Raw genomic sequence first — 26,864 nt, 5'->3', positions numbered from 1 at the left:
GAAATAGTTGATAAAGTTATTTCTGTTGCTCTCGATTTGATGAATCCTCAACATTTAAAAAATTGGTTCACTAATTGTTGTTACTGTACCTCATAACACCGGGAAGTGCTGTATAATTCAACAGCTTCCTTGATATTTGCCTGTACTGATTCTAAAGAATCACCTTCAGATTGACACCCAGGAAGTTCAGGACAATAAGCATAATACTCATGTTCATCTTTTTCAATAACAATACTAACTTTATAGGACATAAGTAAGTTTCGTTTGTTGATTAATAATTGGCTATTATATCATATTTATTCATAAATAATAGTATAGATTCACCTCTATCTTGCTTGCAAAACTATAAAAATTTCCATCCGGGAAATCCTTAAATCCTGGACATCCTGATTCTGACAAAAAAACTTTGAACCATAATTTTGTTTATCTAGCTAATATCTAACTTGCTAAAAGCATCAAAGACTTTAAATAAAGATTGATTTCCACAGATAGAAAGTCACTAAACTGATCATGACTTTTGATAAAATAAGCCTCTTCTTGTCCTTCACAATATGAATAAGTTGGCGGGTTATCACCTTCTGAAAGTCTGAAAAAGCTGAACTGATATCCCTGGTGCATGAAAAATACAAAAGCATCCTCTGGTAAAGTCTGAGGAAAATCATTTTCTACTAAAAGTTGTTTAGCCCATTCTTGAATTTGTGACAAATGCTGATAAAAGCAATCTGAACCACGTAAAAACTTACCTGCCCCATGTCCCATTATCTTGAGAAAGTCTTTGTAAGTGCTGGGTAGATTAATACCTTGTTGTCGTTCAAGTTGAATTATTTCCAAATCTGAACATGACAAAGGATGATTCTCGTTAAAAATAAGCTTAAATTGTTCGGGTAAATTGCAAATTGACATTTCTACCGACTCCTTTATGCAATGTTTCCGTGATATACATTTAGCTGAATGTTCGGGAAAGTTTGCCTAAATTGCTTCATGACATACTCACACGAATCACATGACTCTCTTTCTGTAAATAATTCAATTTTACCCTTTACTTCTCTATTATTTGTATATTTTTCGGCTATCGCTTCTAATATTTTGTACTCCGAGTCTAAGTCTCTTCGGTGTCCACCAACATCAAAGTCTTGAAACATCGGTTGATTAGGTAAACCAACTGCTCCTTCTCGCAACAGCTTACCACTAAAAGCAAATAGCTCAGAAAACGTCTCATCTACCCATACTCTAGCAATAGCAACATTTCGGGCTGGTGCTGGCACGTTACAAATTTTGCGAATTTCTGCGACGCGCTCTAACCAATCCATCTTTTTTCAATTCTATACTATCGTGTATTAAAAAGGGGCATTCCAGATAAATACCCCATTAAAATTATTTAAAATTCCAACTTTCTACAACACCTTAAACAGTTTCTGCTGTTATTTCCGCTTCTGGTTCTATGTCTGGTAAACCATAGATAGAACGATAGAGTTTATCATACTCTTTAGCAGATTGATACCAACTGAAGTTTTGACTCATTCCCCGTTTTTGTAATTCCCTCCATTGGGGTTTGAAACGGAAACCTTCCCAAGCGCGTATCATACAAGTAAATAGGTCTAGTGGTTCATACCTGTCAAAGCAATAACCTGTACCTGCTTCGTTGACTGGATCATAGTGGCTGACGGTATCAACTAATCCCCCTGTACGACGAACAATAGGAACACAACCGTAACGCAAAGCCATCATTTGACTGATACCGCAGGGTTCAAAGCGACTAGGCATTAAGAAGGCATCTGTACCAGCGTAAATGCGACGAGAAAGGGCATCATTATACAGTAGGTAAGTGGACATACGTCCAGAATAGCGGGATGCAAGTTGCCACATTTGGGTTTCATAATAGCGATCGCCTGTTCCCAATAAGACAAACTGAGCATCCGTATAAGCCATAAATCGGTCAAGGATTTGTAATACTAAATCCATGCCTTTTTGTTCTACCAACCTTGTCACCATACCAATTAAAAAGGCATTAGAATTAACTTCTAAACCCATTTCTTCTTGCAGGGATATTTTATTAGCTTTACGTTGATCAAGGGTATCTATGGTAAAGTTTTGAGGAATGTATTTATCATTAGCGGGATCATAAATATCGGTATCTATGCCGTTGATTATCCCTGATAATTTACCACTAATAAAAGATAATAACCCTTCTATTTCTTCACCATAGGCAGGGGTTTTTATCTGTTCAGCATAGGTAGGAGAAACTGTATTTACTTTATCAGCAAACTGGACGGCTGCGGCCATGGTGTTATGTCCTTGCATATACCAGGGACACCAAGTAATTTTCTCTAAATACCACCGCCATGGTCCTTGATAAGCCAGGTTATGAATGGTGAAAACACTGGTTATATCTGGAGATTGATTTAACCACACGGGTAACATTCCTGTGTGCCAATCATGACAGTGGACAATTTCCGGTTTCCAATAATTCCAGCAAAATTCCGCCGCACCATTGGCAAAGAAGGTAAATCTCCAATCTTCATCTTCCCCACCATAAATCCGCCGAGGTAGAAAAACTGGATGTCCGAATAAATACAAAGGAATATCAGTTCCAGGGAGTACACTTTCGTAAACTGAAAAATCCTGAAACATGGCAGAGCCTTTCCAGATAGGTTCTTCAGGAACGACCATTTTATCAGGAACAAAGCCATAATAAGGCAAGAATATCCGTACATCATGACCCATTTGTCTCAAGAACTTGGGTAATGCACCTACAACATCCCCCATGCCACCAACTTTGGCAATGGGAGCAGCTTCTGCTGCTACAAATAAAATTCGCATATTTTTGTCAGTTATCAGTTGTCAGTTGTCAATTGTCAATTATCTTATGAGCCTCGTTGAATCTCGGTAAAGATTTGTTCCAAGATTTCTGTAGCCCCCTGTTGTCGCAAAATATCGGCTAATTCGGCCCCTAATTTTTCAGCATCAGTCGCCGCACCAGTGACTATATTCTGAACAATTTTCTGACCATCAACGCTGGCGACAAGTCCTTTTAATGTTAATTTATCATTAATTATTTCAGTATTTACACCAATAGGGACTTGACAGCCACCTTCTAAAACTCGTAAAAATGATCTTTCCGCTAAACAGCGATCGCGTGTTTGCGGGTGTTCAATAGCTTTAAGTAAGGTAATTACTTCGGTATCATCCGCGCGGCATTCTATCCCCAAAGCACCTTGTCCGACGGCATGGAGGGAGATTTCTGGTGAGAGAATTTGATGAATGCGATCGCTCATTTCCAGTCTTTCTAAACCGGCTACTGCTAAAATTAGAGCATCATATTCACCAGCATCCAGTTTTGCCATGCGTGTAATCAAATTACCCCGAACATCCTTAAATGTAAAATGGGGGAATTTATGGCGCAATTGTGCCAACCGTCGCAGGGAAGAAGTGCCAATTACCGCACCTGCGGGTAAAGTCTCAAGTTTTTCACCTTTATGCTTTTCGTGCAGTACCACCGCGTCTGCGGGGTTTTCCCGCTCTGTAATTGCGGCCAGTGTCAAACCTGGTGGTAAATTGGTTGGGAGGTCTTTGAGAGAATGGACAGCAAAATCAATCTCTTTATTGATCATGCCCAATTCCAGTTCTTTGGTAAATAGTCCTTTATCGCCAATTTTAGCCAATGCTACGTCGAGGATTTTGTCTCCTTGGGTAGACATGGTATGAACTTCAAAAGTAATGTCGGGAAAGCTTTTCTGGAGTTGGGCTTGTACCCAGTATGTTTGAACTAGAGCTAATTGGCTTTTACGTGAACCAATGCGAATAGTGCGCGGAGGACTAGAAACTGAGGTCATAAAACTATTTTGTCAAACCAGGCGATAAATTAACATTTATCTAGACTACCGCAGGGAGTGACTTACCGGATTAGATCAAACTAATTCTCAGAAAGATTTTATTTGCTAGTAGCTTTACATTTATTTACAATTTTTGAATATAGATCCCCGACTTCTCAAAGAAGTCGGGAATTTAGAAATTAGAATATAATCAAGTTAGCAATAATTCGGTTTTAGGAAATTCTATGCCTTTACTTCCAGAATTATCTGAACTATTACAAGCCGAAGATCCAGAAGAACGGCAAACTATCACTGGTGTTAATTGGAACAATTATGAAGCTTTACTCAATGATTTGGGTGATAGCCTCCAATATAGAGTTACATATTTAGATGGAGTCATAGAATTAATGTCACCAAGTCTTCGCCATGAAATTCGCAAAACAATTATTGGATCTTCGCTGGAAATTTACTTTCAAGAAAAACGCATTCGCTATTTTCCCCTTGGTTCTACCACCTTCCGTAAAGAAGCGAAAAGAGGAGGAGTAGAACCAGATGAATCCTACTGTATAGGCATAGAAAAAGAAGTTCCTGATCTTGCCATTGAAGTTGTAGTCACCATTGGGGGAATTGATAAATTAGAAGTTTACAAAAGATTAGCTGTGGCAGAAGTTTGGTTTTTTCAAAAAAATCAATTTGCCGTTGATCATTTGGGGGATGAAAATTATGAATTGGTGGCAAAAAGTGAATTATTACCCAACTTAGATTTATCAATTTTGGCGGAATATGTAATAGCAGAAGATGCTTTAGATGCGGCCATAGCCTTTCGGGAAAAAATCAAAGAAATGGTAAATTAAATCATTCCTGGACCTCTACCTCTTTTATCAAAATCCTCTGTTAATAGACCTGTTTTATCTTCATTAACTTCTCGTAATTCCCGTATTCGTTCGGCTTTTTCTTGTTCGGCTATTTCCCGCGCGTCACCAGGAACTTGATAATACATTTCCGGTTCAACTGGATAATTATTCAACAAACCTTCTTGATCCACAGTATAACCATCTGTTGTGCGAATACTGTTAATATCAGTTTGATGATCAGTGGACGCACTTGCAAGATCCTCCTCCGTCGGTATGTGTTTATAATTTTTTCCTTCTCTTTTCATTCGTGCGGCTGTTTCGGCGGGAATTATGCCTCTATCATAGGTATCTGCGGTAATCTTTTCATTCATACAATTAGTCCTGTTTACTTTTCGAGTATTGCCAGAACTAGATTAGAATTTTCTAGCGGATAAATAGACTATCTGCGGGAATAATTACCAAAAATATTTTTATTAAAACTCTCTATCTAAAGAGACAAGAGGCAAGAGATAAAATGTAGGTTAGTTATAGCCTATCCTACATCTTAGGAACTCAAGAAATCAAAAAAAATAAAATATTCATCCAAAAGATCGTTGTTTAAAAGCATTAAATTTCTGAAATAATTCTTGTCTGGTGTCGAATTTAAGGAGATAACGGAAAGCAAACCAGAGAGAGTAAAATAGTCCAATTAACTCAAAAATTGGTTGTAGTAATGGTATATCATTCACCGCGTCTAATAATGCAATTACTACCTTAACTGTCACCAAAGCCGATAAGATTAAGAGTAAGTTAATTAACCCTCTTTTATTGTTATTAAAAATTCCGCTTAAATAATCTGGCAGTTTTTCTAAAAATTCAATAATTTGTTTAAGAATTTCCTGCCATTGAGACACAGATTTATCAGCATCAGGTATTTTTGGTACATTGCGATTTTCTCCACCTAAAAAAGACAAAACATCTTGTGGGGAAGGAGAATTTACTGGTTGGGGTTGCTGTGATTGATTTTCCATCATATTTGTTATTTAGAAATTACAACATTTGTGAAAGGTGAATGGACATCATTAAAATACCATAGTTTAGGTGCTAGATCATCAATTCTGAAGAAATAACATAAAAAATAAGATATTTAACCTCTCTTAAGGTTATGAATATTCTCCTCCCAGTTTATACCATCAAAAGGCACGATTTGAAAATTGTCAATGACATTACCATCTAAACACCGCACATTAACATCAATACAATCAGGGTGACTACGGGGAACATAAAAAGAATGAATACCACAAGTTCCGCAAAATTTATGTTGTGCTACTCCTGTATTAAATGTGTAAGTTTTTAATACATCTTCCCCTGCGAGTAAAGTAAATTGTTCTCGCGGGATAATTAAATGCAAAAATCCTTTTTTAGAACATATTGAACAATTACAATCATCAACTTGATGATTATTAACTAACACACGAAATCGCACAGCACCACAGTGACAACCACCTTCATAAGTAACAAATTCATCTCTATTTAACATTAAGGTTCGACCGTTGATTAACTCGAATAGTTAATTTATTCACTTTCTGGTTTAATTCAACCACTAAAGTTGCTAAATTATTTAACATTTTTTCCTGTTGCGATAAATACTTTTTCAAATTAGGAGGTACAACTTGAGAATTATTGGTAGTAGGTAATTGATTATTTTTACTAACCATTAACTCAAGTTGTTGTAAGCGTAGTTGTAAACTCCGAACATCATTTTCTAAATTATTAACACGGAAATCAACTTGCTGTGGTAAAGCAGGTTTTAAAAACACACCACTGCACACAATCATCACACATACCGTAGTTATTAACAACTTTCTGAACATAATATTATCAACTAATTAAATGAAACCCGTAGGTTGGGTTGATCAAACCAAACCAAACCAACCCAACAAACTTGTTAATTATTTAAAGTCTTATTGATCAACTTGTAAGGAAGAAAATAGACTTTGCCAATTTGGATTATTAGCAACCATTTCGCTTTCCTTAACTTCAAAAGTTAGATTTTTCGCTTTTGGTTCTTTAATTGCTTGTACACAAATTTCCGCAACATCATCACGACTAACTTTTCCTCTGATATTATCACCCTGTGCAAATATTAATTCCTTTCCTCCCGCTGTTTCTGTTAAAGCACAAGGTCTGATAATTGTATAAGGTATTCCACTAGCTTTCAAACATTCTTCACCTCGTAATTTCCAGGTCAAAATACCTCCTAATTGGTCATTTAATCTGACTGCGGGTGGTTCTTCATCTAAATTAATTCCTGGTCTTCCGGGACGAGTCACCCCAGCAGAACTAATTAATATAAATTGAGGTAAAATTTCCCCACCATAAGCTTGAATTGATGAAACTTCCAGCGCGAAAACGCCAGGATTAAACTTAGGATTTAAAGCACCATCATATTCAAACTTACTCAACATTAGTTGTAAAGAACAAATTTTACTAACATCAATTGGTGGACAATCTTTAACAACTTTGGCGCGAAATACACCGAACAAATCTGTAAAAGGGATCTGAATATCTAGCCAATTATTAGCAACGGTATCAAAAGAATAGCTATAACCAATTCCGTCCCAAGTTGACTCTGTGCGTAAAAATATTTTATAACGTTGACCATCACCTTTCACCCGTAATTTCACACCTTGATAACCTGACAAATCAAGTAAAGGTGAAAAATTCTTAGTTCTTACTGAAGCAAAACCCCCAGAATTAGCAGTAGAAACATTACCTGTAAATACTGCTGTATTTTCCCTAATTTGGAAACTGCTAGAACTAACACCACCCATAACAACATCATCCAAAGCACCCCAGACATTTTTGATTTCATCTGATGGTTTAGTAAAATCAAATATTGGTTTCTCACCAACAGTAACCAGATATTTTTTTGCTGCTGCAACTAAATTTTTCACACCTTGATATTCAACATTTTCTGGTGTATCTCCAACAATTTCCGGTAGATAAAATTTCACACCTTGATTATATTTTGCTCTATCTGGTGTATCTCCTTCCACTGGTTGTACACGAACTGCTGTACAACAAATTACAGCTTGAATATTAGCCAAAACTAAATTTGTCAAAGTTTCTGGTTTTGTAATATCTCCAACCACCAAATCAATATCATTACCGAGAATTGGCCGTGCTTTGTCAATATCTCGAACCAAACAACGGATATGATAACCCTGCGCTACCAATTTTTTCACAACTCGTTTACCTACACCACCAGTCGCACCAGCTACCAGAATTACACCCATATTTATTCCTGCTTTTGATAGATTTTGATTATCTTTATGACCACCTTGAAAAAGTTTTTGTATCCAGTTCAGAACCGGAAATACTTCAAAGTAGGTGAGAGTTTTAATGAACCTGCATAAATCCCATTGTGAACGGTTGTTGTTATTCATAAATACTATGTAACCACCATATTTTAGTTTTATTGTATCAACTTTTTGTGTATATAGTAGATAAAATATCAAATTCTTGATATAATATAAAAGTCCCCAAATAAATTTTTTCCTCCGTGTCCTCTGTGCCTGGAGTGGTTCGTTAAAATAAATAATTATCAATCATGATCGATCAACTTAAAAAAGCCCAAGCCGAATACGAGAAATTTCCCACAGAATTTATCAGCATTATGATGAGTACAGTTAGTCAAGAGGGAATTCCTGACGCTAGTTACGCTCCTTTTGTCATAGACGATGATAAAAACATCTATATTTATGTTAGTGGACTAGCTACTCACACCCAAAATATTCATAATCATCCTTTTGTGAGTGTTTTATTTATTGAAGACGAAGTTAAAACTAAACAAATTTTCGCTCGTCGGCGTTTGAATTTTAATTGTACCGCAAATCTGGTAGAGAGAGAAACTGAAAAATGGCAACAAATTGTTGATAAATTTCAGATTCGTTTTGGAGAATTGATTTCCACATTACGCAGTTTACCAGATTTTCGGATTTTTCAACTCACACCCAAAAACGGACGTTTTGTAATTGGGTTTGGTGCTGCTTATAATATTAGTAGTGACAATATAAATCAACTTGTCCTTAGTAAAGATTGAGTTTCATAGTTATGATTCAGTTTCAACCTCCGGGTTTTGGTAGTAAGTTCATTCATACATCTTTGGGGACAATGGTTTACTATACCCAAATTAGCGCCCCTTGGGAAAATGCAAAAGATCAAGATTTACCACCATTGTTATTTTTACATAATTTTGGTGGTGGTGCGTCCGCTTATGAATGGTCTAAAATTTACCCAGCTTATGCTGCAAAATATCGAATTTTAGCCCCAGATTTAATTGGCTGGGGAAAATCTGCTCACCCTGTACGAGATTATCAAATTGAAGATTATTTAACCACAATTATTGAGTTTATTAATCAAACTTGTCACCAAAGTGTAACTGTAATAGCATCTTCTTTAACTGCGGCTTTTGCTATTCGTCTCGCTATTACTTATCCCCATTTATTCAAAGCTTTGTTTTTAGTTTGTCCTTCGGGGTTCGATGATTTTGGACAAGGTGCGGGACGAAGATTACCAGTTTCTTTGCTTAATACACCTTTAGTAGATAATCTAATTTATGCTTTGGGTGCAGAAAATGAAATTGCAGTTAGGAATTTTTTGCAAAGTTTTCTTTTTGCTAAACCAGAAAGAGTGACACAAGAAATGGTATCAGCTTATTTAACTTCTGCACAACAATATAACGCTAAATTTGCGGCTTTGTCCTTTTTAAGGGGGAATCTTTATTTTGATTTGAGCTTATATATTCAGCAACTTCAAGTTCCCAGTATCATTTTATGGGGTGAAAAAGCACAATTTACAAATATTGAATTAGGAAGACGTTTAGCTAGTTTAAATCCTGCGGTAATTAAAGGTTTTGAGGAAATACTCGATACAGGAATTATTCCCCATTTAGAAATACCAGCAGTTGTAATTGGAATTTTGCAAAAATACAACACAACTGGAGAATTAAAAATCTAAATTTAAAAACAAAGATTTCATTGTGAGAATTAGAAGATTAAATATCTTCAATTTTACTCTTTTGCGTCTACTCTGGGTGATCTCTAAAGTAAAAATAGAATACAACTTCTGTACTTTTTGACTTTTGACTTTTGATTTTTGACTTCCTGAAGGGCGCGTTGCTGACTGTTTTTATCTTCACAGACTCAGCAACGCACCTCTTGTAGATACGTAGTATTCAATATCTAGTATTTATACTGCTTCTGTATTTTTTTCTCCTGTCCGAATTCGTACAACTTGTTCAATAGGAGAGATAAAAATTTTACCATCACCGATTTCACCAGTACGGGCTGCGGAGATAATTTTATCCACAACCGTGTCAACTTGGGAATCTTCAACGACAATTTCCACCTTGAGTTTTTGGAGAAACTCTACAGTATATTCCGAACCCCGATAGCGTTCAGTTTGACCCTTTTGTCTTCCAAAACCCCGGACTTCAGAAACTGTCATCCCCACAATACCCGCATTAACCAAGGCAATTTTCACTTCATCAAGCTTAAATGGACGGATAATGGCTTCTACTTTTTTCATTTTTTTGATTCCTGACTTCTAATAGCGTCGTTTATATATCTAACCAGATTCCTTGTCTCACGCTGTAAGTATAGCGCTAGTTATTTAACTTGAGATTGATGTATTGGATTTCACACTTTTTGTCATCCTCATGGGATGATCGACAATTTTATTACAAAAGCGGTAGCTTTGTTTGTCCCAGGCTTTGCCAATCTGCGATCGCCTGTTGGGTCCACAGCCAATTTCGTGATAATTTCTCCATAGTAAAATCTGCGGGTGCATTTTGAATCACCATTTGTCGAAGTTTAATCGCTTCCTGTAAATATTGTTGACGTTTATCAGCGGGTTGACTCTGAGCGCTTTTATATAACCCCAAAGCTAACCCAGCATAAGCCGTCAAAGCCTCCGGTTCTCCAGATATTTCCGGATATTTTGTTTGTCCAAAATTTCCACCTCCATTCTGCTGGGGTTTTAATGCTAAACTCAGAGACTTGAACCAAGCATCATTAGCATAATTGAGATTATTCTCCGCATAATAGGCAAATCCCAAAGCATTATTATACAAAATAGAATCCGGCTGATTCTGTACAGCCCTAGCCCAGTAACGGCGTGCATCATCAATACTGTACTTATTATTTCCCGTTTGTACAGACTGCCAAGCTAATCGCCCCCAGACAAAATTCACAGATGGATTTTGGGTATCCTGAACAGGAATTAAATTTAAAGCTGTTTCCGCAGCCGTGAAGGCACCACGATTTAATAATTCATGAATAGCACTCAATCCATCCTTTAAATTGCCTTGACTCAATTGTGCCGTAGCTGTAGCAGTGACAATCCCTGTAGCGGAGTTAGCTAAATTAATACTTGGATACTGATTACTGGTGATATTTTGTCCGGGAAGGGGCGGGATATTGGGTAGCTTCTGAGACTGTCGTTGATGCCACCACCAAGCAACACCAACGATCATGGTAATCGCACTTGCACCGAAAAGACCCAACAGCAATGATGATTTTGATCTGTGATAGCGATTACCTGGGGTCGCTAAAGGAGACTGTGATAAAGGGGGATTTACCTGTCGCTTTTGAATATTTAAGGAAGTTGGTGTTATCGAGGTCGGTACATTTCCCCAGTCTAAATGTTCCTCGACCTCAGAAACCTGCATTTCCGATAATTCGTTAGATCCTTGGATCAGTTCCGCTTTCATACTTTGTCCCTCGCTTGTAGTTGCCCGGTTATCAAGCTGACGAAACAAATCAGAAACTATTGCCGAATCCTGATCATAGTTGGGGTCATCATATTCAATTTCATCTACAAGATCACCCCAAGTATCTCCCAAAAGCCAATCTACGCCCGTTGTCTCCTCTCCCAAATCGGGATTCAGGATATCATCAATAGCCATCAAGCTTTCTGGATTATTTGCTACACCGGAATAATGATCATGATTAGTCCGCTGAGGCGGCTGATATTCGTTTAGTAACTCTGACAGCCCGCGTGAAGTAGCCATATAGCCCGATAAATTAACTTGTGGTGTCAAACAACCATCAAATTCTCGCTGGAGGTACAAAATCGGCAAAGCCCAGTACATTTGTTGAGAACCATAAGCAGAAATTAAGCCTTGACGAACCCGACTCACACACAAATCTAAAGCATATCCCTGACTTAAGTTTCGGTAAAATAGTTGTGTCAGCGTCAGTGCCACCTCATCAGGTATGCGTTCTGACATCGCCAGTACACTTCTAATTCCCCGTTTGACCAAGCTTTCTGTTAAATTCCGCTCTCCTGAGTCTTCTCCAGTCCCGGCCTTAGCCCGATATGCCCCAAAGCAGGAATTAAACACTACCATTTGAATATGATTATTAATCAGTAACCCAGCTAAATCATCCCCGCTGAGAGTTTCTGTTAAACCAGTTTTTTTACTGACTAGATAAATTTGCCCACCATTCGCGCCCAAGTTGCTATGACCGGAATAGTGGAGAATATCGTAATGTCCCTGTTCTAAAGCTTGGGTGAGTTCTTCCCTACCTGGCTCGTCAAGAACAGTCAATTCAATTTCCGGTAGATGATGATTACCATCTGCCAATTTTAATGCTTGGCGGTGCAGTTCTGCTTTCAGATTGATAGCTTCTTGCTTGAGTAAATGCAACTGCACCAAGTCCCTTGGAGAAGAAATCACCATCAACACTTTCAGCCCCCGTTCTGCCGCCGGTGTCGGGAGATTATGATTCTGTAAATGGCTGGGCGATAGCTTCCGCTCGCCATAGGCACGCAACCAGTAGGCATTGACTGAGGCCATACCACTTTGGTAACGCGCAAATGTAATATCAGGTCCTGTGGCTAAAGGGCGATCGCCTGCGTGCATCACTTCCCATGGCAACCGTGCTAATCTGGCATCTTTGAATCCCAATCTTAGCCGCAGCACCTGTTGGTGATTTTGGGCAATACCTTGAGCGGTGATCCAACTATCTCTGAGAGTTCCCTGAAATAGCGCGTTATACAACTCCTGCCCCAAGTCCACCAAGTTAACAGCCTTTTTAGTCGTCATCTCCCCCTGCAAGACTAACTGCAAAGGGTCATCCATTAAATATCCGGCGGCCACTAACCACTCAGTCACAGGCCAATGTACCAGTTCTTCTGCCAACGGTACCCCAGATGCTACTTGTTCAGTCCGCACCAGATAGTCATTTTGCCCTACTGGTGTTGCGGAAAGGTGAAATTCCTGGGTCACAACTTCTGCTCCATAAAACTTAGACAATCTTGATCACGCAGGGTGGTGTAGATGTATTTTGCCATTCTAATGTTTCAGATGCGCGTTGTTGAGACATTGATCCTAATCTAGTTTTTAACACGGTTTTCTGCCTATTTCTCTTCAAAAAGTTGATCCGGATTGGTTGATCCCGGTCGAGAACTCTTTGTTGGTAGATGCACCTTGATCTTCAATTCCCCTAGTTGGCTAAAACTCACTAGGGGTTTTCTTTTTTTAATTCTGGCAAATAAAAAACGCTCTTGGTTAGCAAGAGCGTTTGTAAACATTTGTAAATCAGTTATTTAGTAGATGAAATTCTGATAACTAACTCCCCTACCCAGCGACCAGCCACAGGAATTTTTTCGGTATGAGACCTACAGCAATATTTGGGTAATTTTTTCCGGATCATAAGTTAAAAACAATGAACAGTTAACAAGTAGATGCACCCTGATAACTAACTTCCCCTAGTCGGCTAACACCACTGGGGGTTTTTTCTTGTTTATGATTAGCACCACACAATCATTACCATATACATTACCATATAATCATTTTTTCCGGAACATCATACACCACCCTAGAACAGTTAACAAGTAGATGCACCCTGATAACTAACTTCCCCTAGTCGGCTAACACCACTGGGGGTTTTTTCTTGTTTATGATTAGCACCACACAATCATTACCATATACATTACCATATAATCATTTTTTCCGGAACATCATACACCACCCTAGAACAGTTAACAAGTAGATGCACCCTGATAACTAACTTCCCCTAGTCGGCTAACACCACTGGGGGTTTTTTCTTGTTTATGATTAGCACCACACAATCATTACCATATAATCATTTTTTCCGGAATATCATACACCACCCTAGAACAGTTAACAAGTAGATGCACCCTGATAACTAACTTCCCCTAGCCGGCTAACACCACTGGGGGTTTTTTCTGTTCCTACTCTTTCTCAAAACCGCTAGGTAGTTGACTCCTGAAATCAACACAAATCGAATTTGTTAACAATAAATTTATCCGGAAGATCGTTATACACCTGAGAACATCTAATTGGTAGATGCACCCTGATAACTAAACTCCCCCGGCTAAAATCCACTGGGGGTTTTTTCTCAAAAACATAATCTTAACCTACCCTATCATTAAAACTATTCTCTGGCAATATCCCCAAACAAATAAGTTTCTGGTCATTTTCACCCACGAACTACTTCCTTTAACTTACACAGTGGCGAAATATACTACTAGACTCATGGATATGCCAACCTGAAAATTTTCTAGCAATTACTTTCATTGTATTGTGATCCTTATGGCCGAATTCAGAATGATTACCGCGATAGTTAATGGCACTCTTAATTATTTCTTTATAATTATCTGAACAAACAGCCATTGAGCAACCTGTGATTTTTTTATAACATATTCTAGATTGATATATCAATACCCCTGACCAAATTCAGTTATTTTACCGATAAAGAAATAGGTAATAGGTGAGATTTTGATTAGTTACCCATTACCCATTACCAGCCTAAATTACCCTAAATTTAGCCCGCTAACAAATTAATTGACATTCTGCGGTCTAAAGACACACAGATTCTTTAAGACTTGCTTAAAAGGAATAGTCAATTATCCCGGTACACGCTTAAAACAACTACCAGTCCGACAGGTATTGCAGTTGCGCTTACTTTTATGTTTTTTTGCTTTCCGAGTCCATCAAATTTTGGCGGTATTACACTCCATATTTTACCTTTACTTGTTTACCCAGGCTACGGTCAAATGCCCAGACGAGATAAATCAGGGGTTTCTCCTTATTAAAATACTTCTTCGTGTAGATGGTTGTTCTTACTTGCAGTCCAATTATATCTTATGCTCGGCGAATAAATAAATGAATAAATTCGCCGTTGGCACTTCCTCCACTGTCTAAAGCCAAGTGGCTTCCGTGCCTTTTTTGCGATTTTCTTGTGATTTAGTCAATTGTGATTTGTTGAGGTGCGTTCGCTTTACCGTTTTGGGTTTCTGTACTCAGGTTACTGGTACTTTTTGCACAACATTTTTTATCTAGCCAACTTTTGACGGGTTCTTCATTCAGGTTGAGTCGGAGGACACCAGAAACGAACCCACCCATAAATGAAACTGGATTCTGGGCAAATTCTTGAAACAGGGGGGATAATTCACTAATAAACATTATACTCTCCAAGTATTGCTGTCAAAAATTATTAATTCTTCATTAATCTTAACATATCTGGGCGAGAAAGCAACTAGTAAGGCCGTGAAGTCGAAGGTGATAGGTCCTCTGCTTTTTAGTGATTGAGAATGGACTGAGGACGAATCTCAACCTGTATGATCACACAAGAACTACCATGATTAATCTTGATTTTTAACCCGTATTTAATTAAAATAAGCTATCTAAATTAAAATTAAAAATTAAATTATGGCAAGCAACTGGGAAAACTTTCTAAAAAATTTGGGTGAATGGCGTGGTTCATTTACTAAAATATCCCCCCATGGTGAAATATTAGATTCTACTCCTAGTATTCTAAATTTAGAAGCCGATGATCATAATCAATCTGTACTTTTTAGATTACGCCGTTTTAATTCTGGTAATTATGATAGTCCTCCTATTCAGGATTATCAACAGGAATATCGTTCTTTAGGAAGACAGAATATCTTTTTTGCTACGGGAGCTTTTTCTAAAGGAACATTGCAATTAGCTCCTTTTTCTGAATTTGGAGCCGAATACGGTTTTGTTGATCATGATCGTCGGTTACGTTTAGTACAATTATATGATCAAAGAGGCAACTTTATTAGTTTAACTCTGATTAGAGAATTTCGCAGTTTTACAGATGCTTATGAACGTCCGCAACTGACGGTAGAACAGTTGATTGGTAATTGGCAAGGTAAAGCTCATACAGTTTACGCGGATTTGAGACCATCAGAAACCTATGCCACTTATTTAGAAATTCAAAAAATAGGTGATGGATATTTAGAACAAAAATTATCTTTTCAATCGCAAATTATGACTGTAAAAGCTAGGATAGAAGGAAATAAAATCATCTCAGAAACGGAAGGAATTGCTCGACGGATTTTATTATTGCCTGATGGAAGTTCTAGTAATGTTCCTTTGCAACTACAATTGAGAAAATCTTTTTTTGTCGAAGCAGGTTGGTTAGTTAGAGAAAATGAACGTCAACGGTTAATTCGTAATTATAGTGACAAAGGTGAATGGATTAGCTCAACTCATGTTATTGAACATAAATAGGCTTGGCTTTAGTAAAATATTTTTTAATAAAATATTTTTGTGTTAGCAGAAATCTATGGGTGGACTGGCAGCCCGTCCCAGAACAGTTAAGCCGAGTACGGGCGAACAGATATTCGCCCCTACGCAGGAATCTTAAGGAGTGATTAATTGGCTTGGGAACATACATTTATCAGAGTCGCAACCACTAGGACCCGACTCTAATAACTCACCCAAATCGTAGCGACTTAAAGCACCACAGAAGTCATCCGTCTTGCGTCGAACCTTGACCTCTCTACATAAACTCTCAAAAGTGAGCTTATCTATAGGCTCGAAGGGTAAACGGGGAAATGTTTGGATATCATCAAATCTTGCTAACAATGCAGCGGAAACATATCCTTCGTCATTTTGGATAGCTTCATATATGCGTGTTCCCAATGCTTCTATTTCTTCAGAACGAAGTTCCAGAGTAGCTGAAGTGTTATGTGTGACATAATGGTTTTGAACTTGCATGACAAAATCTAATTGCGCTAATACAGAAAACCGAGAAACCTCTATTTTGTCAGCACCGGGTAAGTCCGCCCAAGATACAGCCACTGGTATTTCTACCAACCACTCTGTACACCGTGGATCAAAAGGATCATTAAGCAAGTTACCATTTTCATCCTTGTCAGATTGAGAGGGGATAACATTGTAACCATAATCTATACAGGCCAGGGCTACAGGGTCGTTTTTGCGGAAGGTGATACGACGGATGAATCTTTGGGCTTTGGGGGGATGCCAACCCGGTGAAGCACCGGTTAAAAGGGATTTAGTGCCGGCTGGTTGAACTGTAGTACAACGGTTAGGGCGTTTTATCTGATGGCGATCGCAATATTCCCATACTACCTTATGAACTACATCTTTCCAGAAGTTAAGATATTTTTGCTCACTACGTTTAAACATCAATCCTTGGGGAGTTTCTGGTCTTCCGGTTTCCCACCAACGCAACCAGTCTGTACCAAAGGCATGAACAAAGAAGTCAAATAATCCGGTAAAGGATACACCGACAATGGGGTCAAGTTCCCGGCTGTATTGATAGCGGGGTTCAAGGAATTGGTGGTTTAATAATGCAACAACAGAGAGCGCACCAGCGGTAAATACTTCTTCTTGTTCTCTATAGTTGTCGGGATCTAGTTGGTTTAAGTGTACCTCGGACAAATTACAGTGGAAGTTGCTACCGATAATCTCCAGTTTTGTTACCCTAAAGGCTTTTTATCCTCTAGTTCTACAGGTTCTATATTCCCTGTAGCTCCGCGTACCTTTTATACGTATGACTATAACACCATAAAAACTGCTAGTTATACGTACCCCCACACTCTTGGAGAGCTTATATTCTAGAAAACAATTTCGTTGTCATCTAGTTTCACTCCCTACGCTGTACGGTGTCAATAGCCTTTTATTTCCATTGATTACCACGGGATTAGCTTCTCAGCTTTCCCCGTATTTGCGGGGTTTTTTACGTGAGGCAAGTGTTATAAAATACCACACGGATTCAATCCAAACCTACCCATCCTATGTTCTAATTCATCAGGACTGATTTCAGGATAATTCTCTTGTATCCATCCTTTACCCTTACCTTGGTCATAGGCACGTAAAAAATCTCTTTTAATTTCTGGTGTATTTAATAAATCTGCATTAGCCCTAGCAACCGCTTCACCTGCCCACTGAATTGCTCCTTCACCGCTATAATACTGTTTGCGTACAGATGCGATAGATTCCTCTAAAGTGGGCTTACGATGAAATACTCTTGTATGGTTAGCCATTCGTAAAGCGTCACGTTCTGGATCAATACGCCAGTTACCTTCTGTGTCCTGTTGCCATAGGTCATCTTTTGACATTGCGCCTTTTTCATCTTCTGATATAAATTGACGCATACCCGCGCTACGGCGGACATTACCAGCAACTACGGTGACTGCTGCTTCGTCAATGAGTAAGCAACATTCAACAGAGTTTAATTTTCTACCTACAGCTTTGTTAAGAATTGAGGCAATACGCTGATAGAGTCCTGATAGTTTCACGGGGTTGGCAACACCACCAAATCCTCTGAGAGATTCGCCAGATTTACGGACATCGGAAATATCTACAACTACTTGTACATTACCACTAAAACGCTGATCGGAGGATAGTTCTAAAACACTTTGGTAGGATTTTACCCAACCTTCTCGACTATCCCCAACGTAAATAATAACACTGTCACCATCCAAAAGGATTTGTGTAAGTTCACGACGCTGTTCCTTGGGTGTACTACCAACTTCGCCGCGAATAGTGACATGAAGATGATTACGTATAGAAGGAAGTTGATTAATATACTGTGGCTCGATCACTGCTCCCGTACCACAGCCCATCATAGCTAAATCCATCATCAACCCAAAGGCTTCCCAGTCCACAAGGTTCGTAGAGGTGCAGTTATAAGCACCAGAATAGTTTTTCGCCTTAGATAACCAATTTGTGCCACCAACCCACAACCAGCGCCCGCTAGGGAGAGATTTCATGCTTCGCTGCATCTTATCCAAGATAACAGCCTCTTCATGGGTGAGCCTTCCTAATTCCATCAAACCGCGTAAAGTGCGATCGCACACCTGACCCCATGTTTCTCTCAAACCCGCATCTGTGCGTCTGCTGTAGGTTCTAAAAAACACCGGATTAGCTGCTGGGGCGGATTCTGGAAATACAGGCTGATATTTGCATTCAAGTTCTCTGACCATAATAAGATTTTGTTTCTGACTCACAAATTAAGACTATAACGCCAAGTAGTTATATGATCAAAGATTGCTAAAATCGCCACTTTGTGATCTATCTATTTTTGTGTCAATTGTAACTTTATTTTCTTTTCAGTAAAAAAACCTGAGTGGGGTCTAGAATTGTCAATTTGTAAAGTTTTACCTACCATTTTTCTCAAAATAGGTAATCTGTGTAATTTAGTAATTTTCATATTCTCTATAGCTGCATATAATACTACACTTAGACGAATATACATCAGCTTTTGATTGATAGATTTTAACTTCATCTTTTAATTTTTGAATACGTTTATATTGTTCATGATCGTAATCTTTTAGTTTATGATCTTAATCTTTTAATTTTTGAATAAGTTTATATTTTTCATGATCGTAATCTTTTAGTTCATGATTTTAATCTTTTAGTTATTTTTTATACGAAATTAAATTTGATTTTAAATAGAAACTTCTTTATAAATAAACTTTGCTATTGTTACAAAAACTTGTAAGATGTGATTAAATATTTAATTATAGTTTTTTTAACAATTGCTATAAATAATATTTATGTAATAAATATATTTTAATGTTTACTCTTTTTATTTTATTCATCCTTTAATTTTAAATATCTTACTTTTAAAAGTATGTTTAAATACCTATTTATATTAAGTATTTTATTTACTGAAAATTTGCCGTAAAGTAAAAAATTTAAATATTTACAACTTTATAATATGTATATAATAATTTTAATTAACGCATAAATTGGAAAATAAATTACAAAATGCCACTAGCACCCTGGAAAAGTCTGATTACTCGTGCTTTACATCATAACCGTAGCCTTGCTTATTCTCGTTATTTACAACTAGCAACAATAAAAGAAAATGGTTTTCCTGCAAATCGTACTGTCGTTTTTCGTGGTTTTCTAGAAGATACTAACGAATTAAAATTCATTACCGATATTCGTAGTGCAAAAGCCGAACAAATATCAAAACAACCTATAGCGGAAGTTTGCTGGTATTTTCCCAAAACTAGAGAACAATTTCGTATTACTGGAGAATTAATATTAATAAGTGATGATTCTCACACCAATTTACAACCAGTGAGAATCAAAATGTGGCAAGAATTGAGTAATGCAGCCAGACTACAATTTTGTTGGCCACATCCTGGTAAAATGAGAATAACAACAGCAACAGCCTTTACACCACCAGCACCAAACCCTATAGAACCAGTAGAAAATTTTTGTTTATTATTACTTGCGCCGATACAAGTAGATCATTTAGAATTGAGAGGTGAACCGCAAAATAGATGGGTTTATCACCGCAATGAAAACCAGGAATGGTTAACTGAAGCAATAAACCCGTAATTTTATCTATAATTTTAAGATTCTGATTTCAGCATTTCTAGATTCCTGCACCATCAAAAAATTCCTGAATCTGTTTATCTCGAATATTACAGAAATTGTGTTCTTTTGGTAACTCATCTTCTTGGGGGAATTTACCAATTAAAATGGGGGTTTTTGCAGGATTTTGGAGAGATTGAATTTGTGCTTCTAGTGCTTCAATGCGGTCTACTAAAGTGCGAATTACTTGGGCTTCTGAGTCAGGTAAGTTACTATGTTCTAGAGGTGCAACCCGCACTCCAGAACGGTAAATAATGCGTCCAGGAACACCGACCACTGTGCAACTAGATGGTACATTTCTCAACACCACTGAACCAGCACCAATACGGACATGATCACCAATTTCAATGTTTCCTAAAACTTTTGCCCCAGCACCAACCACGACATTTTCACCTAATGTGGGGTGACGTTTACCGCTTTGTTTACCTGTTCCTCCTAGAGTAACACCTTGGTAAATCAGTGCGTAATTACCGATAATAGCTGTTTCTCCAATCACCACTCCCATTCCGTGGTCAATAAATACACCTTCACCAATTACAGCACCTGGGTGAATTTCAATACCAGTTAGAAACCGAGCGATATGAGAAATTAAGCGAGGGAAAAAAGGAATACCAATACCACGCAACCCGTGTGCAAAGCGGTGGAAAATTAAGGCTTGCAAACCAGGATAGCAGAATAAAACCTCCAACCAATTCCGGGCTGCAGGGTCACGTTCAAAGATAATACGAAAATCGGCATGGAGTCTAGAGAACATGAAAATAGTACCCTTAGATAGCACAACAAGCTACTCTCCCATAGTATCGTGATTTGGTGATGGAAAATGGGGTGGTTATTCGGAATAAATGAATTTAAACGGGAAAATCAATTTAAAATCCCAAATCTCAAGTTGTTTCATGAGTGTTGCAAAAATTGAGGATATTTCATATTCAGCAAAAAGGAATGAATAATTAACCGCAGATGAACGCAGATGAAGATGGATGAGTTTATAAATTTTATGATTCTGTGCCGCCTCTCATATTAGTTAGTGCAAATTCAAATTTTTAGGATTTAATTCTCTAATGCAGTTTCAGTAGTACCCCACCTGTGAGTATTCCTGGCTGAGTATGATAACTGCTGAATGTAAGCGATTGCAAATTATCAAATAGTGGTTTATCTAGTAGTTCCACGAATTTAAGCACAGGTATTTGACGTTCAAGAATATTTCTACTAGTTTCCCAGTCTAAGTAAATATATCCTTGATTTGGCTGGGGAATTACACCAAGACTACTTTTAAATTTGGGATTTTCCAGTAAAGATTTTTGCTTTTGACTCAAAATTTCTTTTAGTATGTTTAAGTCGGAAGTGAAAATCTCGTAATTATTTAAAGTTGTATGTACTCCTTTGACTTTCGTGTCAACATTAATAGGTTTATTATTCTCATCTGTGGTTATAACTTGTGTCCAGGCTGATACTTTCTGTCCATTTAAAATCAGGGAAATAACATTAAAACTACTGGTACTAGCAATATTATCTAAATGTGCTATACCTGCTGCTAATTGTGGGTTTTTTTCGACCACAAATACCCAATTAGGAGTTGTGTTTTCTGAATTGGGTAATAAAGCTAAAGCATATTCTCCTGTTACCCAACTGAAAATATTTTGACTAAAGTTTAAATTCAAGTTTTGCTGGATTTTTATCAAAGGTTGTATTAGTCGAGAAATACCATCTTCACTAGAACCGTAAATAGTTGCTGTTCCTTGTTTCCACAGTTTTGCTAAATCACTATTACCTAAATTACTCAAGTTCGCTCCAGAAATTGCCAAAGTTGTTGATTCGGGAATGTACTGTAATGCTGCGACGGGTTCAGATAATGGCAAAGATGGAGGTACAATTTGGGAGTTTGTTAAAAAGGTACTTTCTGCTAACAATCCTTGAGAATTTAAGGCTAAAGATAGAATTTGGCTATGATAAGTTGCTTCTGCTAATTCTAATTTCTGCCATTTGCCAATTTCGGGTAAATTAAAGAAGGTGACAGCTAGAGAATTTTTGGGTATTTGTTGACTAGCTTTTTGATATTCAAGAGAACTAACTAAGTTTAAATCTGGTGCTTGTAAATTATTAATTGCTGCTTTGATGACTTGGGAATGATTTGCAAATAAAACAAAATTATTAACAATTGCACCAGCTAAACTATTTGATATTTGGGATGGTGAATATTCTTGACGATCATAAATAACTTTGACACCTTTATATCGTTCGACCTCTAAATCATTTCCTGCAAAAGCTCGTTTAGAAAATAATAATTCTAAAAATTCGCGGCTTTTTACTGGGTTTTTGGTTGCAAGTGCCATTAAGTACCCTGTTTGTAGTCCGTTGTCTGGGTCACGGTCTATATCTAGGGTTGTGACAGCTAGGGTAATTTCATTATTCAGCCAGGGTTTAATATCATTTTGGTAATCTATATTACTTTTGGCTAATAGACTATTTTTAATTTGAGACAATTCCCTTTTTTGTGCTATTTTTTGTAAAGCGTCGGGATTTACCAATAATGAAACCATTGCTGGTGAGAATTTCGGGACGAATATAGCCGCCCTGGGTTGAGAATTGGGAACTACAAGGGTGGGGGAATTTTTACCAAAGACCCAGTAAAATACCGCAATACTAACCAGTAATAGTGTTACGAAAGCAACTACAAGTAAATTTAAAGGTGAGGGTTTATTATTCACATTATTATTCACACTAGTTATATTTTCCAGTTTTTTCTGCCAACATAAATAGTATAGGATTTTTTAGAGAAACTGCATGACGGATAAATCATTTGCTCAACCCTTTACTCAAATTAGTGTTGAATACATAGCACAATGCCTTAGTGCGGATAAAGGCACGATTCAGTTAATAGATGTGCGTGAACCCCAAGAACTTGCCATATCACGAATAGAGGGATTTGTCAATCTTCCTTTGAGTGAATATGAGCAATGGAGTCAACAAATCTCTACTCGCTTTAATCCGCATATTGAAACTCTGGTTCTTTGCCATCATGGTATGCGATCCGCTCAGATGTGTCAATGGTTAGTTGGTCAAGGATTTACAAATGTTAAAAACATTATGGGTGGTATTGATGCTTACTCAATTTTAGTTGATCCTTCAGTTCCGCAATATTAGGGAAGAGGGAAGAGGGAAGAGGGAAGAGGGAAGATTCTTTCCTTCTATTCCTCCAGTTTATCAGTTTGTATATTCACAAAGAAATATTAATATTTTGTAACTAAAACCACAGCTTGTGTTAGAGTACTATGAGATACTACTGAAAAAGTTGGGAATTTACCTGATGTTCTGTTTTCAGCTATATGTTGATAACAAATACAGCCAATAAATGCCTAAGGTAAATTTTGTGTTTAATGAACACAATATGTGTATATAATTTGCTATCTTATATTAATTAATAATTAATTCTTTTTTGGGGTTTTGGTGGTGCAAACCACGCATTTTTTCAACTTTTGATTAAAATTTGCCTACAGTAAAAATATCAACTATGCAAGTCCATTTGACTAATCGCCAACAAAATATACTTTCGGCCACTGTACGTCATTATATTGCTACAGCAGAGCCAGTAGGATCTAAAGCCCTAATTGATGGTTTCGATTTAGGTGTTAGCTCGGCTACTATTCGCAATGTCATGGGGGGCTTAGAAAAATCAGGGTTACTTTACCAACCACATACCTCTGCGGGGAGAATTCCTTCTGATTCTGGTTATCGGATTTATGTGGATCAATTAATTGTACCATCAGAGACGTTAGTGAAAGAAGTAGAAGCGGTATTACAAAAACGTCTACACTGGGAAGATTGGAGTTTAGAAGCTTTGTTACAAGGTGCGGGACAAATTTTAGCAACATTAAGCGGCTGTATTAGCTTAATTACGATGCCGCAAACTACAATAGCAAAGTTACGCCATTTACAATTGGTGCAAATTGAAGCTGGTAGGATTATGTTAATTGTGGTTACCGATAGTTATGAAACCCATTCTAAAGTGATGGATTTATTTTCAGAATCATCAGTAATTAAACCGAATGAGGAGGTGATTGATCATCAATTGCAGATTGTTTCTAATTTTTTAAATAGTCACTTACGAGGACAAAGTTTATTAGAAATAGGCTATCTTGATTGGAATGAATTAGATCAAGAATTTCGAGTTTATGGCGAATTATTGAAAAGTTCTCTGGTAGAATTAACTAATCGCGCTCTTGCACCGACAGCTACACAAATTATGGTAAAGGGTATCGGAGAGGTTTTACGACAACCAGAATTTTCTCAGGTACAACAGGTACAAACAATTATGCAATTGTTGGAAGAGGAACAAGACCAACTTTGGCATTTAATTTGTGAAGAGCCGGAAATAGATGATACTAGTAAATCTAAGGTAACGGTAAGAATTGGTGCAGAAAATCCTCTCAAACCTATTCGCACTTGTACTTTGATTTCTGCTATTTATCGTCGGGGTTCTGTGCCGGTGGGAAGTGTGGGGGTTTTGGGTCCAACTAGGTTAGACTATGAAAGTGCGATCGCTGTGGTCGCAGCAGCAGCAGATTATCTCTCAGAAGCTTTTAGTTAGTTAATTTCCATGAAATTGGCCTGAAAAATTGCCATGATCACAAGGGAATAGGGAACTGGTTTTTTGGTGACTTTAGCTATTTTTAAATGCTTTTGCTTTTTCAAGGTTTTATATTTCAATCATGATGAGAAAAATTACTTTTGGTCTATTATGGCTAGGATTTATTTCCTATGCCTTTTTCTTTGCTCCTCCCGAACAACCTGATACTTTTGAGTTAATAAAAAATCTCTCTACAGGAAATTGGCAAGAAATTAATCCCCTGATTATATGTTTATTTAATATCATGGGGATTTGGCCTTTTATATATAGTGCAGTAGTCTTTTTTGATGGTAGAGGTCAAAAAATCCCCGCTTGGCCTTTTGCTATTGGTACTTTTGCTTTAGGTGCATTTGCACTTTTACCATACTTGGCTTTAAGAGAACCTAATCAAAAGTTTATAGGTGAAAAAAAATCATTTTTGAAAATACTGGATTCCCGGATTTTGGGAATTTTATTAACTTTAGCTGCAACGGTTTTATTTACCTTTAGTTTACAAGGAAATTGGAGTAATTTTGTCGAACAGTGGCAAAATAACAGGTTTATTCATGTCATGAGTTTAGACTTTATCATGTTGAGTTTATTATTTCCAACGTTATTAGGAGATGATATGATGCGACGGGGTTGGCAAAATAATCAATTATTTTGGTTATTTGCAATGCCTTTATTTGGATCTTTGATATATTTGTGTGTCCGGCCACCTATAGAAATAGAAAATAAGAAAGGAGTTGAAAATACAATATTTAACTAATTCCTAATTGTTCAATTTTTACTTAATCAAGATGTGGGAATTAAAAAGGTAAATATCCGGTTGTCAACATTTTACAGCGGATTACCAATGGGATGTTGCATAAGTTGTAAATTTAACCAAATAATTGTAATAATTGTCCTGATGTGACACATTTGAGATTGAACTAGGAAATAACTATAGCATTTTTTCATTTACAGCAGTCGGCTCTGACTTCCTTTTCGCTGCTATAGCAATTACTAGGCTAGAAACTGATGAAAAAAGTTAATATTTACCGCTTTTGCAATTATACTTTAATAGGTTTAATATCCTGCTGTTTGGTGTTAAATAGGGTTTCCCCGGCCTTGACTCAGACAGTTTCTCTAATTAACTCCGCACCCGCACCTGATACTAGCTTGATTTGGCCGACCCAAGGAATTATTTCTCAAGGTTTTCGTAAATACGAACATGAAGGAATTGATATTGCGGGAGCAAAAGGTACACCGATTTTGGCTGCTGCTGCTGGTACAGTGGTAAAAGCTAGTTGGGACAATTGGGGATTAGGCAATTTTATCGAAATTAAACATCTTCATGGTATTGTGACCGTTTATGGACATAATAGCCGTCTACTGGTCAATAAAGGTCAACAGGTCAAACAAGGGCAAATTATTGCCGAAATGGGTTCAACAGGCAATAGCACCGCCCCTCATCTGCATTTTGAATTTTACCCCGATGGTCGTTTAGCTAGTAATCCTATTAGTTTATTACCGTCAACTACTATGGTAAAAACACCGATAAATGAACCGATTTCCCTGACTCCAAAGCCTGTTTTACCTATTAGTAATAATACTGAATGTAATGGGACTCCAGTTATAACTGGAGAGACAGCAACAGCGACTATTAAAGTTTGTGAGGAAAATAATCAGTTATTTTATTTGGGGAAATTAAAACAAGCACCAAATCAACTTTTAAAAATCCGAGCTTGGAAAGTTAATAATAACAGATATAGAGCAGATAATGGCACTTTTTCCTACTTAATTAGCCCAGAAAAAATAGAAATTTGGCGTAATGGTAATCCAATTCGTGCCGATAATTTTCTCACTGCTAATGGTGTGGGAAACTAAAACTACTAATGACTTTATGTAATTGATGATTTCATTACAAATACCTG

The 26,864-nt window shown here is 37.3% G+C and carries 24 protein-coding genes and 1 pseudogene; 9 read left to right on the top strand and 16 right to left on the bottom strand.

The features are described 5' to 3' along the window. Window positions 1–80 precede the first annotated feature (80 nt). The 5 genes from H6F39_RS05540 to hemC all read right to left on the bottom strand — a co-directional run bounded on the left by H6F39_RS05540 (window position 81) and on the right by hemC (window position 3,833). Complete coding sequence (locus H6F39_RS05540; RefSeq protein ID WP_190396350.1) at window positions 81–251, bottom strand: type II toxin-antitoxin system HicB family antitoxin; 171 nt, start codon at window positions 249–251, stop codon at window positions 81–83. A 187-nt stretch (window positions 252–438) separates the two neighbouring features. Next, window positions 439–903: an SMI1/KNR4 family protein gene (locus H6F39_RS05535; RefSeq protein WP_236097149.1), complete on the bottom strand. Its 465-nt coding sequence runs from the start codon at window positions 901–903 to the stop codon at window positions 439–441. 14 nt (window positions 904–917) lie between these two features. Beyond that, window positions 918–1,310: a deaminase domain-containing protein gene (locus tag H6F39_RS05530; protein WP_190371311.1), complete on the bottom strand. Its 393-nt coding sequence runs from the start codon at window positions 1,308–1,310 to the stop codon at window positions 918–920. 94 nt (window positions 1,311–1,404) lie between these two features. Beyond that, window positions 1,405–2,820: a glycogen synthase GlgA gene (gene glgA, locus H6F39_RS05525; protein ID WP_190371312.1), complete on the bottom strand. Its 1,416-nt coding sequence runs from the start codon at window positions 2,818–2,820 to the stop codon at window positions 1,405–1,407. A gap of 44 nt (window positions 2,821–2,864) precedes the next feature. Further along, entirely contained in the window at window positions 2,865–3,833 is a 969-nt protein-coding gene (gene hemC / locus H6F39_RS05520; protein ID WP_190396349.1) for a hydroxymethylbilane synthase, read from the bottom strand. 224 nt (window positions 3,834–4,057) lie between these two features. On the opposite strand from hemC, the gene H6F39_RS05515 reads away from it, so the two are divergent. After that, entirely contained in the window at window positions 4,058–4,666 is a 609-nt protein-coding gene (locus H6F39_RS05515) for a Uma2 family endonuclease (protein ID WP_190396348.1), read from the top strand. On the opposite strand, the gene H6F39_RS05510 is transcribed toward H6F39_RS05515, so the two are convergent. The 5 genes from H6F39_RS05510 to H6F39_RS05490 form a co-directional block, all read right to left on the bottom strand. Continuing rightward, window positions 4,663–5,037, bottom strand: a complete 375-nt coding sequence (locus H6F39_RS05510) for a hypothetical protein (protein WP_137908598.1) — start codon at window positions 5,035–5,037, stop codon at window positions 4,663–4,665. The genes H6F39_RS05515 and H6F39_RS05510 overlap by 4 nt on opposite strands. Before the next feature lie 207 nt (window positions 5,038–5,244). Further along, window positions 5,245–5,679, bottom strand: a complete 435-nt coding sequence (locus H6F39_RS05505; RefSeq protein ID WP_306420229.1) for a CAAD domain-containing protein — start codon at window positions 5,677–5,679, stop codon at window positions 5,245–5,247. Between the two features lie 113 nt (window positions 5,680–5,792). Then, the gene (locus H6F39_RS05500) at window positions 5,793–6,185 is read right to left on the bottom strand and encodes a GFA family protein (protein ID WP_137908600.1); all 393 of its coding nucleotides are present in this window, start codon (window positions 6,183–6,185) and stop codon (window positions 5,793–5,795) included. After that, window positions 6,175–6,483: a hypothetical protein gene (locus H6F39_RS05495; RefSeq protein WP_236097150.1), complete on the bottom strand. Its 309-nt coding sequence runs from the start codon at window positions 6,481–6,483 to the stop codon at window positions 6,175–6,177. The genes H6F39_RS05500 and H6F39_RS05495 overlap by 11 nt, the downstream gene beginning before the upstream one ends. 126 nt (window positions 6,484–6,609) lie before the next feature. Beyond that, window positions 6,610–8,094 carry a CIA30 family protein gene (locus H6F39_RS05490; protein ID WP_190371315.1) on the bottom strand — a complete coding sequence of 495 codons (1,485 nt, stop codon included), beginning with the start codon at window positions 8,092–8,094 and terminating at the stop codon, window positions 6,610–6,612. Window positions 8,095–8,261: 167 nt separating this feature from the next. Here H6F39_RS05490 and H6F39_RS05485 point away from each other — a divergent pair, with 167 nt between their 5' ends. Continuing rightward, window positions 8,262–8,750 (top strand): HugZ family protein, encoded by a 489-nt coding sequence (locus tag H6F39_RS05485; RefSeq protein ID WP_190371347.1) that lies wholly within the window; start codon window positions 8,262–8,264, stop codon window positions 8,748–8,750. 11 nt (window positions 8,751–8,761) lie between these two features. Next, a complete protein-coding gene (locus tag H6F39_RS05480; protein WP_190371316.1) occupies window positions 8,762–9,667 on the top strand; it encodes an alpha/beta fold hydrolase in 906 nt (301 codons plus the stop codon). Window positions 9,668–9,898: 231 nt separating this feature from the next. Here H6F39_RS05480 and H6F39_RS05475 read toward each other — a convergent pair whose 3' ends face one another. From H6F39_RS05475 to H6F39_RS05465, 3 genes are all read right to left on the bottom strand, one after another. After that, window positions 9,899–10,237 carry a P-II family nitrogen regulator gene (locus tag H6F39_RS05475; protein ID WP_028084597.1) on the bottom strand — a complete coding sequence of 113 codons (339 nt, stop codon included), beginning with the start codon at window positions 10,235–10,237 and terminating at the stop codon, window positions 9,899–9,901. 151 nt (window positions 10,238–10,388) lie between these two features. Next, window positions 10,389–12,941, bottom strand: a complete 2,553-nt coding sequence (hetF, locus tag H6F39_RS05470) for a cell division protein HetF (protein WP_137908604.1) — start codon at window positions 12,939–12,941, stop codon at window positions 10,389–10,391. Between the two features lie 1,983 nt (window positions 12,942–14,924). Then, on the bottom strand, window positions 14,925–15,143 hold the full coding sequence (locus H6F39_RS05465; RefSeq protein WP_137908605.1) for a hypothetical protein: 219 nt from the start codon (window positions 15,141–15,143) through the stop codon (window positions 14,925–14,927). A 246-nt stretch (window positions 15,144–15,389) separates the two neighbouring features. Here H6F39_RS05465 and H6F39_RS05460 point away from each other — a divergent pair, with 246 nt between their 5' ends. Beyond that, on the top strand, window positions 15,390–16,217 hold the full coding sequence (locus tag H6F39_RS05460; protein ID WP_137908606.1) for a DUF3598 family protein: 828 nt from the start codon (window positions 15,390–15,392) through the stop codon (window positions 16,215–16,217). 147 nt (window positions 16,218–16,364) lie between these two features. Here H6F39_RS05460 and nrdJ read toward each other — a convergent pair. Then, window positions 16,365–18,940 (bottom strand): annotated as a pseudogene (gene nrdJ, locus H6F39_RS21095) (ribonucleoside-triphosphate reductase, adenosylcobalamin-dependent); the annotation flags it as partial. A gap of 787 nt (window positions 18,941–19,727) precedes the next feature. On the opposite strand from nrdJ, the gene H6F39_RS05445 reads away from it, so the two are divergent. Further along, window positions 19,728–20,309 carry an Npun_F5749 family FMN-dependent PPOX-type flavoprotein gene (locus H6F39_RS05445; protein WP_137908608.1) on the top strand — a complete coding sequence of 194 codons (582 nt, stop codon included), beginning with the start codon at window positions 19,728–19,730 and terminating at the stop codon, window positions 20,307–20,309. A 37-nt stretch (window positions 20,310–20,346) separates the two neighbouring features. Here H6F39_RS05445 and cysE read toward each other — a convergent pair whose 3' ends face one another. Beyond that, the gene (gene cysE / locus H6F39_RS05440; protein WP_137908609.1) at window positions 20,347–21,099 is read right to left on the bottom strand and encodes a serine O-acetyltransferase; all 753 of its coding nucleotides are present in this window, start codon (window positions 21,097–21,099) and stop codon (window positions 20,347–20,349) included. Window positions 21,100–21,400: 301 nt separating this feature from the next. Beyond that, entirely contained in the window at window positions 21,401–23,050 is a 1,650-nt protein-coding gene (locus tag H6F39_RS05435; protein ID WP_190371317.1) for a DUF3352 domain-containing protein, read from the bottom strand. A gap of 76 nt (window positions 23,051–23,126) precedes the next feature. Between H6F39_RS05435 and H6F39_RS05430 the strand changes: the two genes are divergently transcribed. The 4 genes from H6F39_RS05430 (at window position 23,127) to H6F39_RS05415 (ending at window position 26,817) form a co-directional block, all read left to right on the top strand. Further along, complete coding sequence (locus H6F39_RS05430; RefSeq protein WP_137908611.1) at window positions 23,127–23,486, top strand: rhodanese-like domain-containing protein; 360 nt, start codon at window positions 23,127–23,129, stop codon at window positions 23,484–23,486. Between the two features lie 367 nt (window positions 23,487–23,853). Further along, on the top strand, window positions 23,854–24,930 hold the full coding sequence (gene hrcA, locus H6F39_RS05425; RefSeq protein WP_137908612.1) for a heat-inducible transcriptional repressor HrcA: 1,077 nt from the start codon (window positions 23,854–23,856) through the stop codon (window positions 24,928–24,930). A 121-nt stretch (window positions 24,931–25,051) separates the two neighbouring features. Beyond that, window positions 25,052–25,717: a DUF2834 domain-containing protein gene (locus tag H6F39_RS05420; RefSeq protein WP_190371318.1), complete on the top strand. Its 666-nt coding sequence runs from the start codon at window positions 25,052–25,054 to the stop codon at window positions 25,715–25,717. Between the two features lie 251 nt (window positions 25,718–25,968). Continuing rightward, the gene (locus tag H6F39_RS05415; RefSeq protein WP_190371319.1) at window positions 25,969–26,817 is read left to right on the top strand and encodes a M23 family metallopeptidase; all 849 of its coding nucleotides are present in this window, start codon (window positions 25,969–25,971) and stop codon (window positions 26,815–26,817) included. The last annotated feature ends 47 nt before the right edge of the window (window positions 26,818–26,864 follow it).

The organism is Dolichospermum sp. FACHB-1250, assembly GCF_014696335.1.
GTDB classification, from domain to species: Bacteria; Cyanobacteriota; Cyanobacteriia; order Cyanobacteriales; family Nostocaceae; genus Dolichospermum; species Dolichospermum planctonicum.
This window is presented reverse-complemented; position numbering and strand designations above follow the sequence as displayed.

Excerpts from the sequence above, each read along its gene's own strand:
- H6F39_RS05540 (WP_190396350.1), bottom strand. The coding sequence starts at position 251 with ATGTCCTATAAAGTTAGTATTGTTATTGAAAAAGATGAACATGAGTAT.
- H6F39_RS05535 (WP_236097149.1), bottom strand. The coding sequence starts at position 903 with ATGTCAATTTGCAATTTACCCGAACAATTTAAGCTTATTTTTAACGAG.
- H6F39_RS05530 (WP_190371311.1), bottom strand. The coding sequence starts at position 1,310 with ATGGATTGGTTAGAGCGCGTCGCAGAAATTCGCAAAATTTGTAACGTG.
- glgA (WP_190371312.1), bottom strand. The coding sequence starts at position 2,820 with ATGCGAATTTTATTTGTAGCAGCAGAAGCTGCTCCCATTGCCAAAGTT.
- hemC (WP_190396349.1), bottom strand. The coding sequence starts at position 3,833 with ATGACCTCAGTTTCTAGTCCTCCGCGCACTATTCGCATTGGTTCACGT.
- H6F39_RS05515 (WP_190396348.1), top strand. The coding sequence starts at position 4,058 with ATGCCTTTACTTCCAGAATTATCTGAACTATTACAAGCCGAAGATCCA.
- H6F39_RS05510 (WP_137908598.1), bottom strand. The coding sequence starts at position 5,037 with ATGAATGAAAAGATTACCGCAGATACCTATGATAGAGGCATAATTCCC.
- H6F39_RS05505 (WP_306420229.1), bottom strand. The coding sequence starts at position 5,679 with ATGATGGAAAATCAATCACAGCAACCCCAACCAGTAAATTCTCCTTCC.
- H6F39_RS05500 (WP_137908600.1), bottom strand. The coding sequence starts at position 6,185 with ATGTTAAATAGAGATGAATTTGTTACTTATGAAGGTGGTTGTCACTGT.
- H6F39_RS05495 (WP_236097150.1), bottom strand. The coding sequence starts at position 6,483 with ATGATTGTGTGCAGTGGTGTGTTTTTAAAACCTGCTTTACCACAGCAA.
- H6F39_RS05490 (WP_190371315.1), bottom strand. The coding sequence starts at position 8,094 with ATGAATAACAACAACCGTTCACAATGGGATTTATGCAGGTTCATTAAA.
- H6F39_RS05480 (WP_190371316.1), top strand. The coding sequence starts at position 8,762 with ATGATTCAGTTTCAACCTCCGGGTTTTGGTAGTAAGTTCATTCATACA.
- H6F39_RS05475 (WP_028084597.1), bottom strand. The coding sequence starts at position 10,237 with ATGAAAAAAGTAGAAGCCATTATCCGTCCATTTAAGCTTGATGAAGTG.
- H6F39_RS05465 (WP_137908605.1), bottom strand. The coding sequence starts at position 15,143 with ATGTTTATTAGTGAATTATCCCCCCTGTTTCAAGAATTTGCCCAGAAT.
- H6F39_RS05460 (WP_137908606.1), top strand. The coding sequence starts at position 15,390 with ATGGCAAGCAACTGGGAAAACTTTCTAAAAAATTTGGGTGAATGGCGT.
- H6F39_RS05445 (WP_137908608.1), top strand. The coding sequence starts at position 19,728 with ATGCCACTAGCACCCTGGAAAAGTCTGATTACTCGTGCTTTACATCAT.
- cysE (WP_137908609.1), bottom strand. The coding sequence starts at position 21,099 with ATGTTCTCTAGACTCCATGCCGATTTTCGTATTATCTTTGAACGTGAC.
- H6F39_RS05430 (WP_137908611.1), top strand. The coding sequence starts at position 23,127 with ATGACGGATAAATCATTTGCTCAACCCTTTACTCAAATTAGTGTTGAA.
- hrcA (WP_137908612.1), top strand. The coding sequence starts at position 23,854 with ATGCAAGTCCATTTGACTAATCGCCAACAAAATATACTTTCGGCCACT.
- H6F39_RS05420 (WP_190371318.1), top strand. The coding sequence starts at position 25,052 with ATGATGAGAAAAATTACTTTTGGTCTATTATGGCTAGGATTTATTTCC.
- H6F39_RS05415 (WP_190371319.1), top strand. The coding sequence starts at position 25,969 with ATGAAAAAAGTTAATATTTACCGCTTTTGCAATTATACTTTAATAGGT.